The organism is Rhodoferax sp. RT5P35 (assembly GCF_056521385.1).
The window spans coordinates 158249-173142 of the sequence record NZ_JBWMAX010000007.1; the positions used below are offsets into that span (position 1 = coordinate 158249).

Annotated in this window: 13 protein-coding genes; 4 read left to right on the forward strand and 9 right to left on the reverse strand. The window is 57.9% G+C overall.

Features of this window, described 5'->3' with window-relative positions; all coding sequences use genetic code 11:
• Positions 1-126 precede the first annotated feature (126 nt).
• From AC097L_RS13105 to AC097L_RS13135, 7 genes are read right to left on the reverse strand one after another with little or no spacing between them, the layout of a single operon-like run.
• On the reverse strand, positions 127-1089 hold the full coding sequence (locus AC097L_RS13105) for a glycosyltransferase family 2 protein (protein ID WP_479586869.1): 963 nt from the start codon (positions 1087-1089) through the stop codon (positions 127-129).
• Positions 1086-2201 (reverse strand): GNAT family N-acetyltransferase, encoded by a 1116-nt coding sequence (locus tag AC097L_RS13110; RefSeq protein WP_479586870.1) that lies wholly within the window; start codon positions 2199-2201, stop codon positions 1086-1088. The genes AC097L_RS13105 and AC097L_RS13110 overlap by 4 nt, the downstream gene beginning before the upstream one ends.
• Positions 2188-3408, reverse strand: a complete 1221-nt coding sequence (locus tag AC097L_RS13115) for a DegT/DnrJ/EryC1/StrS family aminotransferase (RefSeq protein WP_479586871.1) — start codon at positions 3406-3408, stop codon at positions 2188-2190. The genes AC097L_RS13110 and AC097L_RS13115 overlap by 14 nt, the downstream gene beginning before the upstream one ends.
• Positions 3409-3425: 17 nt before the next feature.
• Entirely contained in the window at positions 3426-4121 is a 696-nt protein-coding gene (locus AC097L_RS13120) for a tetratricopeptide repeat protein (protein ID WP_479586872.1), read from the reverse strand.
• Positions 4122-4136: 15 nt separating this feature from the next.
• Positions 4137-5018, reverse strand: coding sequence for a hydrolase 1, exosortase A system-associated (locus tag AC097L_RS13125; RefSeq protein ID WP_479586873.1), 882 nt, complete (start codon positions 5016-5018; stop codon positions 4137-4139).
• A complete protein-coding gene (locus AC097L_RS13130; RefSeq protein WP_479586874.1) occupies positions 5015-5839 on the reverse strand; it encodes a hydrolase 2, exosortase A system-associated in 825 nt (274 codons plus the stop codon). Before AC097L_RS13130 ends, AC097L_RS13125 begins: the two co-directional genes overlap by 4 nt.
• 16 nt (positions 5840-5855) lie before the next feature.
• Positions 5856-6107 carry an acyl carrier protein gene (locus AC097L_RS13135; protein WP_479586875.1) on the reverse strand — a complete coding sequence of 84 codons (252 nt, stop codon included), beginning with the start codon at positions 6105-6107 and terminating at the stop codon, positions 5856-5858.
• Between the two features lie 134 nt (positions 6108-6241).
• On the opposite strand from AC097L_RS13135, the gene AC097L_RS13140 reads away from it, so the two are divergent.
• The 4 genes from AC097L_RS13140 (at position 6242) to AC097L_RS13155 (ending at position 12017) form a co-directional block, all read left to right on the forward strand.
• Complete coding sequence (locus AC097L_RS13140) at positions 6242-7843, forward strand: acyl-CoA ligase (AMP-forming), exosortase A system-associated (RefSeq protein ID WP_479586876.1); 1602 nt, start codon at positions 6242-6244, stop codon at positions 7841-7843.
• A 12-nt stretch (positions 7844-7855) separates the two neighbouring features.
• Positions 7856-9094, forward strand: coding sequence for a pyridoxal-dependent decarboxylase, exosortase A system-associated (locus tag AC097L_RS13145; RefSeq protein WP_479586877.1), 1239 nt, complete (start codon positions 7856-7858; stop codon positions 9092-9094).
• Positions 9095-9098: 4 nt separating this feature from the next.
• A complete protein-coding gene (locus AC097L_RS13150) occupies positions 9099-11069 on the forward strand; it encodes an O-antigen ligase family protein (protein WP_479586878.1) in 1971 nt (656 codons plus the stop codon).
• Positions 11070-11240: 171 nt separating this feature from the next.
• Positions 11241-12017 (forward strand): ferredoxin--NADP reductase, encoded by a 777-nt coding sequence (locus AC097L_RS13155; protein ID WP_479586879.1) that lies wholly within the window; start codon positions 11241-11243, stop codon positions 12015-12017.
• A 135-nt stretch (positions 12018-12152) separates the two neighbouring features.
• Here the strand turns inward: AC097L_RS13155 and AC097L_RS13160 are convergent, their stop codons facing one another.
• Positions 12153-13088, reverse strand: coding sequence for an isoaspartyl peptidase/L-asparaginase family protein (locus tag AC097L_RS13160; protein ID WP_479586880.1), 936 nt, complete (start codon positions 13086-13088; stop codon positions 12153-12155).
• A 19-nt stretch (positions 13089-13107) separates the two neighbouring features.
• Positions 13108-14865, reverse strand: a complete 1758-nt coding sequence (gene dhaL, locus AC097L_RS13165) for a dihydroxyacetone kinase subunit DhaL (protein ID WP_479586881.1) — start codon at positions 14863-14865, stop codon at positions 13108-13110.
• Positions 14866-14894 lie beyond the last annotated feature (29 nt).

Here is a 14894-nt window from a genome sequence, read left to right on the forward strand (position 1 = left end):
ATAAATATACTAAGGAGACTCCATAAGGGTTTCAAGGCTTCTTTCAATTGACCCCAGCCCACCATAATCGCTTCCAAGGCCGTTTGCTGGCATCCAGCAAACGGCCTTTTTTATTAGGCAATCTTTCTATTTTCTTTTGAAGATTGCATTTCCCAATGCTTTTGGGAGGTTTGAGTAGCTCAATGGATCCAATTGGAAATGGTCTTTTAAAAGACCGAGTGGTAGTTTCTTTCGGTGCATTATCCGGTGAAGCAAATCTTGCGCAAAAGAGGTACGCAACGTATCCAGGCTATTTTGAATATGCACTCGCTGTGGTTCGGTGACTGGAAACAGCTTGCAAGTAAGTTTTTTATATTTTATTTCGTTGTGGATACGGAGTAAATTTTTTTCAGTCCCCCAACCTGCTCCTGCATATACATTTACGCCAGAACCATAACGGGCTTCACATTGGCTGGAAAACGCTGACTTTGCACCGCTATGTGCAATATCCATCCAGAATAAGTAGTCTTCTCCTGCATTGGTAAATTCAACTTTAAAACGATTTTTTGTAAACCGTATGAAGTCGTATACCACGGTGGATGTCCCGATTACATTGCCACGTATGATCTGGTCCAGTAAATCACCTTGGTAAGCATGCAAACCTGGCTGTTTGCCGGGCAACTGCGGATGCGCGCTTGGTTGAATGCGACCAGCCCGTGCAAATGCCCCAACGGTTGAGTTAAGCTGGTAGTGATCGGTGAAATAAAATTCGTATCCAGCATCCAGTGCCTCGACCGCGCGGGACAGATGGTCATCGGACCATTCATCGTCAGAGTCAAGAAACGCGATATATCGCGTTCCTGCTGGCGCGTGGTCAAGGCCTGTATTGCGGGCAGCCCCGGGGCCCCCGTTGGGTTGCAACACGATCTGTACCATGCAGTCTATTGCGCCAATACTTTTTAATTCGGATTCGGCAGATACCGGGGATGCGTCATCGATGACCAATACGTGTAACGGCATCGGTACTGGTTTTTGGGCGGCAATACTCTTTAGCGCCTTGGCAAGTATTCCCGGTTTATTTTGATAGTAAGGAATGACGACCGTAATCATGAATGCGATTCCGGTACAGAAGGTGTAATAAAAACGGTACCGGATTCCCCCGCAGTGAGGTTTTCAGGGGATTCTTCTGGTTTTTTATGCCGACGCCCGGCCAGTTTTTTGAGCCAAGCCCAGCGATAGCATGTCAAATGGTAGAGGGTGCGCTTACTTTCTGTCCAGCGGGTGTGCCACTCCATCATTCGGCCATAATATTCAAGTCGCTTTATTTTGTCTTGGCCAAATACCTGTTCAACTTTATCTTGACTGAGGAGAAATGCAGGAGAATAATTTTTAATCGTTTCGTCGTAGGTTGTTTTTAATACTACAAGCGTTTCAGAACGTTGCAAACATAGATTAAGAGCCACCGTTTTTTCGTTAAAAAAGTATTCATAAACTACGGCTTCTCCATGCTTTGCCGCATTTTGCAGTAGCTGCGTGTAAAATTGTCCCTGTGGATTGTCGGGGTGAATGGCAGTGCCTTCCGAGGCTTTCCATCCAGAACTTTCTAATATCCCGTAGCGGGCAATTGCGCCTGCCATATCTTCAGGTGCAGTGAGTACACGCATCTGGATATGGGTACCTTCTGTTGCGAGCTTGTTGCGTTGCTTACGCATATTTTGGCGTAAATTCTTACCGCGGGCTGCCCAGTAATCGTCGAATGTCCCCAGGATCTCTATCCACCCTGTGTCGATATAGTCTATATATTTGGTGTCAGGCTGGTCGGCTTCAAGCGGGGCCAACAGCGGATCTACCTGGGTTATGGAAAAACCTAGGCAAAATCCAAGCGGGCCACGCAATAGACTGCGTATGAGAAAAGTAGTCGTGATGTGTTTTGCGGCAACCCAAACTCCCAGAGGGAGTTGCGATGGCTGAAAGGTCCGCCATTGGAATGGGCCACTGGGTACCGTTAATAGCATTGCAATTACCGAACCGTCCTGTCGGGCAACCAGTAATTTTTCTGTACCTGAACCAAAAATGCGCAGCGCTGAGCAAACCGCATTTGCCGTCATGAATGGCAGGTCTCCCCGCATGGCATTGAGTCGGTCCCATTCGAGCAGCAGTGTCGGTGTTTTCTGAAGGCTGTCGGCGGGCAAATTTTGCCAATTGATTTTATGCAGTGACATGGATTTTCGCCTGTTGTACCGTCAATAAATTTAGGATCTCATGTGCTGTGTAGTCGATGTCATCGGCGCTGAGATCCTGATGGCATAGGAGTTGAAGTACGTGCTGGCTCCATAAAGGGCCATTGTCTTCTGGTAAGCTTGGCATATCAGGCCAGATACGGTCCCAACGGAATACAGGAAGTTTTAATGCACGTACGGCCTCGTATATGGCATCGGGATCGTCTACCCATAATGGAAATACATAAGGTGCGGTAGATGCTGCAATATCTGGGTGGATTATGAATAAAGGCTTAGCCCCTTCCACCTGTGCAAAATATTTTGCATAGCGGGCGAAATTCTTTTGACGCTGAATAATAATGTGTCCACGTGGCAAAATGTTTTTTAATGCTATAGCTGACCATAATGGGGCCATGTCCACACGTGCCATATCGCAATCACGCATCATGGCTGAAACTTCTGAGGCCGTTGCAGTTACGTCCAAGGTTTCGGCAGATGGCGTACGGAGATTTTTTAATTTAAAAATCCACGCAATTAGAGGTCTTAAACCTGCTAGGCGATGGTGCCGCAAAGCAAGTTCCAGGACATCAACCAAACCCTTGAGTTGGGCTTTAATTGGTATTTTTACTAAAATTAGCGGCGTTATGGGGTGGTATGCTGAAGCCAATAAACCCGCCTCTGGAACTGGGAAAAATTTAGAAAGGCTAGCTGTCGCAAAATCTCCCCATGCGCCAACTGCCCGCTCTCCTGCATTACCAAAGTAGCAGTGGGCACAATCTTCAATTAGAAAAATTCCCCGATCATCGCACCACTGGCGGACATTTTTCAGTGATTTTGCCAAGCCGAAATAATGCGGGACCAGCATAGCTTTGCATTTTTGTGCGGTTGATTCTTCTATCACTTCAAGATGGGGTAAACCGTCTTGTCGCAATCCATAATAAGTAACTTGCAGATTCGCCAACAATACCGGTGCGACCATTGTCGGGCAGTGGTATGTCGGTATTAGAACCGCACTATGGGCAGGAAGTTTTAACTTTAAAAGGGCTTGATAAATAGCTGCGCGACCACTAGTGGTCAGGGCGAGATTGGGTAGATTTTCAATGCTGTGAACATTCGGGACATCAATGCATTTGAAACTCGACCAATCTAGGACAGGCCCGCGTGGCAGAGAAGATCGTAACAAGTTAGGTGCTTGAGCGTTAATTTGCAAAGATTGCTCTCTAAGTTTCAATTGGAGGGGGCTGGAGATGATGTACTGGCGTTAGGTGCTATCACTTCCGGATCACTCCATTTTCCGGCTTTTTTGAGTTCCTCTCTTAAATCCGGTTGGGTGAAACCGAGAAAATATGCTTTGTGCGCTTGTATAAGTGATTTATTATATTCTTTGTTCTCTAAATATAATAAGCCCAAATTGTAGTGGGTTAGGGGGTTTTCTTTGCTTTCTGCTTGTACTGCCCCGATATCTAGCTGTTGAATGGCTTCAGGAACACGCTTGTTTTTATTGAGATATGTGGCGTAAATCATCCGTACCAAGCTGTCGTCTGGGCGAAAACGTATGGCTCTATCAAAATAACATTCCACGCTGTAATTCAGGTCGGATGGTTGTTCCGACTTCTTTTTTTCACCATACCGAATAATTGTCATTAATGCCCTGTGGTGATTGGGGAATGCGCGCAATGTGTAATCTAGATCTTGTCCTATGTATCCAGTCGTAGCTTTAACAAGCGATTCAACGTTTGGCGTGAAGTGGGCCGATTCAACCAAATGAAGGTTGTTTCCGCGTTCGGTGCGAAAGTCGTAGGGCCCAAATGCATTCTCAATGGAGCCGCATGAGGCACTATTGACCTGAGCCCATACAGAGCCGCAAAACAATAGGTTGAGAGCTAGAAACAACAGAGCCGTGGTGAATTTCTTGAAGTGCATTGGGAATGGCTCCTGTTACTTGTGTGCAATGTGTTCTTGAGTGCCGTGCGCGATCAGCCAATCGAGTGTGGTGTTTTCCACGGATGTTTGGGCATGTCTATTAGAGAAGGTATGGTCTGCCTCCACGAGGTTGTGGCGTTCTAGCCGTGGATGCTGAAAAGCTTTAGACCAGGCGGGATGCGTGCCAGCGTACTCTACAAACTCTTTGGCGGTGTAATCGTTGCCGCTGAGTAAAAGCAGAATACGGCCGCCGAAACCTGTCCACGCACGTGCCATGCGTTGCTGGAATGGCTGGTTAGTCGTATGTGTTGCACTTACTTTTTGGTTAGCGAGCTGCACATTTTGGACCAAGCCCCGCACAGCGGCCAAAGCCACTTTGCCGCTGAAAAGCTTGCTCCAAAATGAGCGCTGCATTAATCGTTGGGTGTAATAGTGCTTGACTTGGGTGCGTGCCAAGCTGACCTCCGAACGTACCCAGGGATTTAACAGACACAGGCCGGTGACGCGCGGGTCTTTTTTGTCGCTCACATATAGAAGTGCAGCCGATGCAGCGTCGCACAAGCCCCATAAAACGATATTTTTAGCTTGCGGGACGAGGTTTCCAAGCGTGTCAATTGCGGCAGCAATACCCGCCTCGGCGCTTAAAAAGTCGCCGGTTGGCCCGCCGCTGTCGCCCATGCCCTGGTAATCAAACCGCAGTACTGCGTAACCCGCAGCAGCGAGATGGCGAGCCAACTGCACAAATTGCCGGTGGCTGCCCACCCGGTATTGGGGCCCTCCCACAACGATGACAACGGCGGTGTCTGTGGATGCGGTCGTTGCGGCTGGCAGACTCAAAATGCCCACCAGCGTATCTTGTCCGCAAGGAAACAGTACGGCTTGTTCCGTGGTTTTCATGCGGTAGCCTGCGTAGACAGGGTTGTTTCTAGCGCTTCCAAGGTTGCCGTGAGCAAGGCTGGGGCGGCTTCAATTTCGCTGGTTTGCCAAAACGACGGGCCCATGACGATTTGGCTGCGCACGGCAAATCCAGCAGCTTGCCAGGCTTGCAGGGGCTTGGCGGTAGCCGGTGAGAGGGTGGCACCGGGCTGGGTGGAGAGATCCAGCCATTCGAGCCTGCCCGCCGAGACGGGCGCTGCCAACGTGGCTTGCTCCAGTCCCGATGCCAGTGCTGCCGCCAGTGTGTATCCGGCGATTTCGATCGATTCGCCGGCCGCTAATTGCTGGCGCAGACCATCCATCACGATCTTCGCATTGCCACTGGCCATATCTCCCGCCGCCTTGAGGCGTAAAAATTGTTGCAACAGGGGTTTACCTGCGGGTGTGGGTGCCCAAAACAAGAAGTTGCAGGCCTCGTCCAGTTGCGCCGCTGCCTGGGCTGCCAGCAGGCAACCGGCACGCAGCCCCCACAGCCACAGCGGTGCATCGCCCTGGCTGCGCAGCCATTGGCAAGCCAGCACGACATCGTCCACCCAAGCTTGCCAGGTGGCCTCACCAAAGTCCCCAGAGCTGTCGCCACAGCCTAGTAAATCCAGCTGCAAGACGGCATACCCTTTGGCGGCCATGGCTCTGGCTTGCACGGCGGCCATGCGGCGCGACTTGTTCATTTCTTCGGCAAACGGATGTATGTAAACCACCCGTCCACGCGTTGTGCCGCCCTCTACCGGGTGGTAAATGGCGAATCGCTGGCCAGATCCGACGGGCAAGAAAAAAGCATCCATCGGATAGGCTTTCGCTTTAGTCCGCGAGTTTGGCGTTGACGAAATCGACCAGGGCACCGACGGTTGCAAAGGTCGAGCCGTCCATGTCGTCATCGTCTACCGTCAGGCCAAAATGCTCTTCCAGGCGGGTGATGAGGGACACCACGGCCATCGAGTCCAGCTCGGGAATGGCACCCAGTAAATGGGTATCGCGGGTAAACGCGGCGCTGCGGCCATTCAAACTTAAAACCTCGTCCAGAACTGCTTTGACCTCCTGTGTCACATCCATGGGAATCCCTGTTTGGTTGGCTAAAAGTAGACTGCATTTTAGGGGCGGCACAGGGCTTTGCCGCGCAAGCCCCTGTGCGATACTTTTAGCTGGTTTTTTTGGCGGTTTTACCCTTTTCTCCCACCGTGAACCCTATGCGTGAATCCACACTTTTGCATGAACTCATTGCCTATGCCGCGCAGCGGGCCCCGCAAGACCGCGCGCTGACCTACGGCGCGGTATCCATGGCCTACAGCGAACTGCAAACGGCGGTGGCGCAATGCGCAGCCGGTCTGGTGGCCTTGGGGCTGGGCCGGGGTGAGCGGGCAGCGATTTACCTGGAAAAGCGGTTCGAGACCGTGATCGCCAGCTTTGGCGCACCCGCCGCCGGTGCCGTGTTTGTGCCCTTGAACCCGCTGCTCAAGCCCGAGCAGGTGGCTTTTATTCTGCAAGACTGCAATGTGCGCGTGCTGGTGACTTCGCCAGAACGCCTAGCGCTGCTGGTGGGCGTGCTGGGTAGCTGCCCCGATCTGCGCCATATCGTGCTGACCGATGCCGCACCTCAGGCGATCCCCAGCCTGCAGCAATCCCAGTGGTCTGACCTGCTGTCAGCCACGCCCCGCGCCGGACACCGGGTCATCGACACCGACATGGCCGCCATCCTCTACACCTCGGGCAGTACCGGCAAGCCCAAGGGCGTGGTGCTGTCCCACCGCAATATGGTGGCAGGTGCAAAAAGTGTAGCTAGCTATCTAGAGAACACAAGCGCGGACACCCTGTTGGCCGCACTTCCTTTGTCCTTCGACGCAGGTTTCAGCCAGCTCACCACCGCCTTCCATGTGGGCGCCCGCGTGGTGCTGCTCAACTACCTGCTGCCGCGCGACGTGCTCAAGGCCATGGAGCGCGAAGGCGTGACCGGCCTGACCGCTGTGCCGCCCTTGTACATCCAGCTCACCCAGTCCGCCTGGCCCGCCGCCATTGCCGAGAAGCTGCGCTACTTTGCCAACACCGGTGGCCGCATGCCGCGCGAGACGCTGGACCTGCTGCGCCAGCGCGTGCCCCACAGCCAACCCTTCCTGATGTACGGCCTGACCGAGGCTTTCCGTTCCACCTACCTGCCACCTTCCGAGGTAGACCGCCGCCCCGACTCCATCGGCAAGGCCATCCCGAATGCCGAAATCCTGGTGCTGCGCGAAGACGGCAGCCCCTGCGCCCCCGAAGAGCCGGGCGAGCTGGTGCACCGTGGCGCGCTGGTCGGCATGGGTTATTGGAACGATGCCGAAAAAACTGCCGAACGCTACAAGCTGCTGGCCGCCGACGTACCGGGCCGCCAGCCGGGCCTGCAACTGCCTGAATACGCCGTGTTTTCCGGTGACACCGTGCGCATGGATGCCGAGGGCTTTTTGTACTTCATTGGCCGCCGCGACGAGATGATCAAGTCCTCGGGCTACCGCGTCAGCCCCACCGAAGTGGAGGAAGTGCTGTACGCCACCAAGCTGGTGGGCGAATGCGTAGCCTTTGGCGTGGAGCACCCTGCCTGGGGCCAAGCCATCCAGGTGATTGCCACCGCCCCGGTGGATGTCGCCGGTGGCACGCTGGACACCGCCGCCTTGCTGGCCGAGTGCCGCACCCGCATGCCTGCCTATATGCTGCCTGCCAACGTCGAGGTGGTGGCCGGGCCGTTGCCCCGCAACCCGAATGGCAAGATCGACCGAAAATGGCTGTCCACCGACTGGGCCGAGCGCCACCTTAGCTAAAGAATGACTCCCATGACCGACCGCGCTGTACCCGTCCACGCCCCCTTGACCCAGTTTCCCGTACACGGCGGCGAGCTCGTCATAGGCGGCATACCGCTGACCCAACTGGCCGCACGCGTGGGCCAAACCCCGTTTTACGCCTACGACCGTGCCCAGTTGCGCCAGCGTGTGGCCGAGCTGCGCGCCGCCTTGCCCGTGAGCGTCAAATTGCACTACGCCATGAAGGCCAACCCCATGCCCGCCGTGGTGGGGCTGATGGCCGGGCTGGTCGATGGTATCGACGTGGCTTCTGCAGGCGAACTTAAGGTGGCGCTGGATGCCGGTGCCGACCCACAAGAGATCAGCTTTGCCGGTCCCGGCAAGCGAGAGGCAGAGCTGCGCCAGGCCGTGGCCTCGGGCGTGCTGGTCAACCTGGAATCCATGCGCGAAGTCGGCTTGCTGGCGGGCATTTCCAACGCACTGGGCCTGGCCGCCCGGGTGGCGGTGCGCGTCAACCCCGACTTCGAGCTCAAGGGCTCTGGCATGAAGATGGGCGGTGGCCCCAAGCAATTCGGCGTGGACGTGGAGCAAATGCCCGAGCTGATGGCCGCCATTGGCAGCGCGGGCCTGGCGTTTGAAGGCTTCCACCTGTTCGCCGGGTCGCAAAACCTGCGCCCCGAGTCGATTTGCGAAGCTCAGCAAAAATCCTACGCGCTGGCCGTGCGCCTGGCCGAGGCCACGCCGTTGCCGGTGAAGTTTCTGAACCTGGGCGGCGGCTTCGGCATTCCGTACTTCCCGGGCGAGCAGCGCATTGATCTGCAGCCTATCGGCGACAACCTGGCCGCCCTGGCCGAACGTGCCAAAACCGAGCTGCCCCAGGCATCGTTTGTCATCGAACTCGGCCGCTACCTGGTGGGCGAGGCGGGGGTGTACGTAGCCCGGGTGCTGGACCGCAAAATCTCGCGCGGCCAGGTGTTTTTGGTGACCGACGGTGGCCTGCACCACCATTTGTCGGCTTCGGGCAACTTTGGCCAGGTGATCCGCAAAAACTACCCCGTGGCCATCGGCAACCGCATGGGCGCGGTGGATGTGGAGCCTGCTTCGGTGGTAGGCCCGCTGTGCACACCGCTGGACCTGTTGGGCGACCGCATGGTTTTGCCCACGGCGCAAGAGGGTGACTTGGTGGTGGTGTTCCAGTCCGGTGCTTACGGTGCCAGTGCCAGTCCGCAGGGATTTTTAGGCCATCCGGCCTGCGTGGAAGTGCTGGTTTAAATCGGTGGACCCGCGCCGCTGGGTTTCGGCGCTGTTAGCGGTGGCCTGCTGCGTGGCGGGCGGCGGCTTGGCACTGGCGCACCCTATTTCGCCTGTACTGGCACTGGCTGGGTTTTATGTGGCCACCGTCATAGCCGTGTGGCGGCCCGGTGCCTGGCTATTCGCCGTGCCCGCCTGCCTGCCTTTTTTGAACTTTGCCCCGTGGACCGGCTGGCTGATTTTTGATGAGCTGGACTTGCTGCTGCTAGCGGTGTTGGCTGCGGACTACTTCCGGCTGGCTCGGCGGCCCTGGACCGGCGTGTTCCGCTGGAGCCAGCCGCTGCCTTTTGGCACGGCCATCGTCGCCCTGTTCGCCGCCGCCAGCCTGCTGTCGCTGGCCCGTGCCGGCCTGGATGCGGGAGGCTTCACTTGGGGCTTGTTCCAGGGCTACGGCGATCCGCTGAACAGCCTGCGGGTTGCCAAAAGCCTGCTCTGGGCCTCGCTGTGCATCCCCGTGTTGCAAGACGCGTTGCGGCAGTCGGTGCTGCAAAGCTGCCAGCGTTTGGCGGCGGGCATGCTGGTAGGCTTGGTGGTGGTGACCCTGGCCGTGCTGTGGGAGCGGGCGGCTTTTCCCGGTTGGTTCAACTTCACCGCCAAGTACCGCACAACCGCGCTTTTCTGGGAAATGCATGTTGGCGGCGCGGCCATCGATGCCTATCTGGCACTGGCCACGCCGTTTGTGGCCTGGGCTTTGCGCAGTGCCCGGCGGCCCTGGCAATGGGCTGGGGGCGCGCTGCTGGCGGTGCTGGTGACGTACGCGGGGCTGACCACGTTTTCGCGCGGTGTTTACCTGTCGATGGCGGTACCGCTGGTGCTGCTGGGGCTGTTGCTGTGGGTGCAAAAAGCCGGCCTGGACCTGCGGGCGCTCGCCGCCAGCCTGTGGCAGCGCCGCCGACCTATCGGCTGGCGCGCCAAGGCCGCCTGGGCTTTGGGCATTGCACTGCTAGTGGAGGTGGTCGGCGTATTGAATGGCGGCAGCTTCATGGCCAGCCGACTGAACGCCACCGAACGCGATTTCGGAAGTCGCATGGCCCATTGGCAGAGGGGCCTGGACCTGCTGCAAGACCCGCTGGATTGGATCACCGGCATCGGCCTGGGCCGCCTGCCATCGCAGTACGCCCGCAGCTACCCCGAGGGCCAGTGGTCCGGCCACGTGGCATGGCTGCCCGGCCACGTGGCTTGGCAGGCTGGGCAGGGTACGGAGCGCCCCGTGTTGCGCGTGTCTAGCCCCGATACCGATGAGGATCTGGAGGGTATGTTTGCCGCCACCCAGCGGGTGCGCCCGCAGCCCGGTATGCGCTACCGGGCCGCCTTGCAGGTGCGGGTGGAGCAGCCCGTCAGCGTCTACCTGCAGCTGTGTGAACGGCATTTGCTCTACCCGGGCCGGTGCCAGGATGCCTATCTGGACCTGCAGCCCACAGCCGACCCGTGGCAGCGCATCGTGGTGCCCTTGCGCGGCCCCCATTTCAAAGGCGGCCCGTGGTTTGCACCGCGTTTAGGCATGTTCTCGGTGATGGTCATGGGGGCCGGTGCGCATGCCGATTTCCAATCCATCAGCCTGCAGGGTGTGGACCCGCAAGAGTTGCTGGCCAATGGCGACTTTGCGCAGAACCTGGCGCACTGGTTCCCGGCGGCGCGTTTTTATTTCTTGCCCTGGCATATTGACAACCTGTATCTGGAAGTGCTGATCGAGCGTGGCCTGCCGGGCCTGCTGCTGGGGGGCAGCTTGATGGTGACGGCGTTGTGGCACCTGGTGCTGGGCCGTGCCCGCCGCCAGCCCCTGGCACCGTACCTGGCGGCATCGCTCTGCGGTGTGCTGCTGGTGGGGCTGGTCAGCAGTGTGATGGACGTGCCGCGGGTGGCATTTTTGTTGTTTTTACTGGCTTTCTTTGCCTTGCAACTCGCGCGTGTATCCCGGTCACCAGAGCCTCTTTAAACTCATTTGCTATATATTTAATAGCTATTGGCGCAGGCGGAATATGCGCCAGAAGCATATTTCTTTTAGATTTACCATAGCGGCCGCAAGGTGGAATGGCTCCTGGGCGGGCGGGCCTGGCGGCTGTAGGAAAATAGCGTTTATTTTCACCAACCTTCCTAGCTACCAAACATGAGTGCTTTCAACGAAGAAACCGTGCTGAGCGTGCACCACTGGACCGACCGCCTGTTCTCCTTCACCACGACACGCGACCCCGCGCTGCGCTTCAGCAACGGCCACTTCACCATGATCGGCCTGCGCAAGGAAGACGGAAAACCGCTGCTGCGCGCCTACAGCATTGCCAGCGCCAACTACGAAGAGCACCTCGAATTTCTCAGCATCAAGGTGCCCGAGGGCCCGCTGACCTCCAAGCTGCAGCACATCAAAGTGGGCGACAAGATCATCGTCGGCAAGAAGCCCACCGGCACCCTGGTCACCGACTACCTGTTGCCTGGCAAACACCTGTACCTGCTGTCTACCGGCACCGGCCTGGCTCCGTTCCTGAGCATCGTGCGTGACCCCGAAACCTACGAGCGCTTCGAGCAGGTCATCGTGGTCCACGGCGTGCGCCAGGTCGAAGAGCTGGCCTACCACGACATGCTCACCGAGCACCTGCCCGCACATGAGTTCTTGGGCGAAATGGTCACCAGCAAGCTGCGCTACTACCCCACCGTGACCCGCGAGTCCTACCGCAACATGGGCCGCATCACCGAGCTGCTGCACAACGGCAAGCTGTTTACCGACCTGGACCTGCCCGAGTTCGACCCGGCTATCGACCGTGTCATGCTCTGCGGCAGCCCCGGCATGCTGGTCGACCTGAAGCACATGCTGGAAGAGCGCGGCTTCAAGGAAGGAAACACCTCCACGCCCGGGCATTTCGTCGTTGAACGGGCGTTTGCGGAAAAATAACGCGTACCCCCAGGCTAGGGCGCAAGTTTTGCAGAGGGCAACAGCATCAGCCTGGCGGAGACAGTTCTGTGCTGTTTCTGGAAGTCGCGCCTCCACTTTTGCGTGATGCCTTGTAGATTTTTGCCTTCTTTTGGTTCAGTACTCAAAAATCCGCGTTTGCGCCGCTTCCCCCGCCCGCACCCAGCCCCGGTACATGCCCGCGCTGATGTAGGGCAGGGCAATGTTCCCCTGCCGGTCTACCGCAATCACCCCGCCTTCGCCGCCTAACCGCCCCACCTCGGCCAGCGCGGCCTGGCTGGCGGCATCCAGCGTGGCCCCGGCGTAGGCCATGCGGGCGTGGATGTCGTGGGCCACGCAGGCACGGATGAAGTATTCGCCCGAGCCGGTGGCGCTGACCGCGCAGCTCTGGTCGTTGGCGTAAATGCCCGCGCCCACCAGCGGCGAGTCGCCAATCCGCCCCGGGTGCTTGTTGGTCATACCGCCGGTGGACACGGCACTGGCCAGGTGGCCCGCGCTGTCCAGGGCGACTGCGCCCACGGTGCCGAACTTGCGGGTTTCGTCGAGTGGGGCCGCGTGGTCCATCTGCATGGAGGCGCTGGCCGCGTTTTGCACTTGGTGCAGCTGCGCCAGCCGGTGGTCGGTGTGGAAGTAGCCGGGCGGCATGGCCTCGAAGCCGTGGTCGCGGGCGAATTGCTCGGCCCCATCGCCGCTGAGCAGCACAAAGTTGGAGTCCATCACCGTGCGCGCCAGTTGCACCGGATTGCGCAAGGTGCGAACACTCGCCACAGCTCCGGCGGCCAGCGTAGCCCCGTCCATCACCGCGGCATCCATCTCGTGCTGCGCCGCCGATGTGTAGACCGACCCGCGCCCGGCGTTGAACAGCGGCTCGTCCTCCAGCGCCCGCACCGCCGCCACTACTGCGTCCAATGCGCTACCGCCCTCGGCCAGCACCGCTTCGCCCGCGGCTAGCGCAGCCCGCAACCCGGCGTGGTAAGGCGCAGCATCGGTCTGGCCACGGGCAATGGTGCCTGCGCCGCCGTGGACGGCAAGGGTGTAATGGTGACAGGTCATGCGCAAGTCCTGTCCCTATTCAACGCACCAGTTGCCGTGTCAAGTCTGCGGCAATGGTAGCAAGCAGTAGATAGCAGGATGTGGCACCGGCATCCAAAACGCCGATTGAACGCGGCCCGAGTCGGGCCGATCGGCCAATGCGGGCCTGCATGTCACGGGTTGCATCCTTACCGCGTTCGGCAGCACTGCGCATGCTCTCTAACGCACTACGGAAATCTGCATTGTTGGCCAGCGCGCATTGGTAAGCGTCCAGTGCCGGCGCTAAGGTGTCGATCAGGGTTTTGTCACCCACTTGTGCGTTACCCATTTTTTGCACGTTCGCCACGGCTGTGGCCAGTGCGTCGCCAAACAGTGCTGCATCAAGTCGCTCGTGCGGTGCCAGTGTTTGTGCCAAGCCCGCAAAAAAACTTCCATACAACGGCCCCATTGAACCACCAATATCGTCCATCAGCGCTTGCGAAAGTTGTTCTAGTGCAACGGGTAAGTGTTGTGCGTGTTCGCCCAGCGCGTCCAGACGCGTCGCGCAGGCTGCAAATCCTTTACTCATGTTGACTCCATGGTCTCCGTCGCCAATGGCACCGTCGATTTCGCTAAGGTATTCGCGGTTGCTCTGGACAGTGGCTATCAGCGCACGCACCACTGGGCCTGCATGGGCCAAGCTGATTGAGGGGCCGTTTACCATTCGCGCTGGCTGCGTCGTGCGGTTCGTCATTTTTGGTAGGGATTTTGGATTAGACACCACTCTGATTGGGGCTGAAGGCGTGGTCTGCGTTGCTGCCACACCGGCCACTGACAGGCCCACCGATTGGCAGGGTGCGGCAAGCCAAGCGGCCAGTTCGTCGTCCAGCTTCATCAGCGTGAGGGTCACGCCGACCATTTCCAAAGAACTGAACAGATTGCCCACCCGACTGAAGTCGATCGCTATGCCACCTTCAGCGAGACGCTTGGAGATTTCGCCAAACAGGATGTATTGCTCCATCAGCGGTGTTGCACCCAGTCCTGAGACCAGTACGGCGACCCGGTCTTGTGCGGCCAGGGCAAGGTCGGGCCATACTACGTTGAGCATCAGCTCGGCCATCTCGGCGGCACTGGCGGTTTTGCGTACATCAATACCCGGCTCGCCGTGGTGGCCAATGCCGACCTCCATGGTGCCAGGTGCGATGGTGAAGTTGGCTTTGCCCACGGCGGGAATGATGCAGGCTGAAAGGCCAATGCCTATGCTGCGGGTGTTGTCAATGGCTTTTTGCGCGGCGGCTATCACATGGTCTAGCGAAGCGCCCTGGTCGGCCGCAGCGGCAGCCACCTTCCACATGAAGATTTCGCCGGCCACGCCGCGTCGCTTGTGTTCTTCACTTTTTGGGGCTGATGGCACATCGTCATTGGCGACCACCGTTTTGACTGTAATGCCCTCATCTGTCGCCATTTCTATGGCCATTTTGACGTTCATGTTGTCGCCCGCGTAGTTGCCGTACAGGCAGGCCACACCGGCACCGCCGTCGGCTGCGCGCATCGCGTCGTGAAAATTGCGGGCCGTAGGCGAAGAGAAAATTTCCCCCACGGCTACGGCATCCAACAAGCCGTCGCCTAGATAACCAATAAACGCAGGTTCGTGCCCCGATCCACCACCCGTCACGATGCCCACTTTTCCAAGCATAGGTGCAGCCGTGCGGCGTAGCACGCGCGGGTTGGTTGTTGCACTGACACCAGGATGGGCGCTGAGCCAGCCGACCAGCATGTCCTCTACGACGAGATCGGGGTGGTTGATAACTCTATTCATGGACTAGGACTCCTGTGTATGGGATGATT

Excerpts from the sequence above, each read along its gene's own strand:
- AC097L_RS13105 (WP_479586869.1), bottom strand. The coding sequence starts at position 1,089 with ATGATTACGGTCGTCATTCCTTACTATCAAAATAAACCGGGAATACTT.
- AC097L_RS13110 (WP_479586870.1), bottom strand. The coding sequence starts at position 2,201 with ATGTCACTGCATAAAATCAATTGGCAAAATTTGCCCGCCGACAGCCTT.
- AC097L_RS13120 (WP_479586872.1), bottom strand. The coding sequence starts at position 4,121 with ATGCACTTCAAGAAATTCACCACGGCTCTGTTGTTTCTAGCTCTCAAC.
- AC097L_RS13125 (WP_479586873.1), bottom strand. The coding sequence starts at position 5,018 with ATGAAAACCACGGAACAAGCCGTACTGTTTCCTTGCGGACAAGATACG.
- AC097L_RS13130 (WP_479586874.1), bottom strand. The coding sequence starts at position 5,839 with ATGGATGCTTTTTTCTTGCCCGTCGGATCTGGCCAGCGATTCGCCATT.
- AC097L_RS13135 (WP_479586875.1), bottom strand. The coding sequence starts at position 6,107 with ATGGATGTGACACAGGAGGTCAAAGCAGTTCTGGACGAGGTTTTAAGT.
- AC097L_RS13140 (WP_479586876.1), top strand. The coding sequence starts at position 6,242 with ATGCGTGAATCCACACTTTTGCATGAACTCATTGCCTATGCCGCGCAG.
- AC097L_RS13145 (WP_479586877.1), top strand. The coding sequence starts at position 7,856 with ATGACCGACCGCGCTGTACCCGTCCACGCCCCCTTGACCCAGTTTCCC.
- AC097L_RS13155 (WP_479586879.1), top strand. The coding sequence starts at position 11,241 with ATGAGTGCTTTCAACGAAGAAACCGTGCTGAGCGTGCACCACTGGACC.
- AC097L_RS13160 (WP_479586880.1), bottom strand. The coding sequence starts at position 13,088 with ATGACCTGTCACCATTACACCCTTGCCGTCCACGGCGGCGCAGGCACC.
- dhaL (WP_479586881.1), bottom strand. The coding sequence starts at position 14,865 with ATGAATAGAGTTATCAACCACCCCGATCTCGTCGTAGAGGACATGCTG.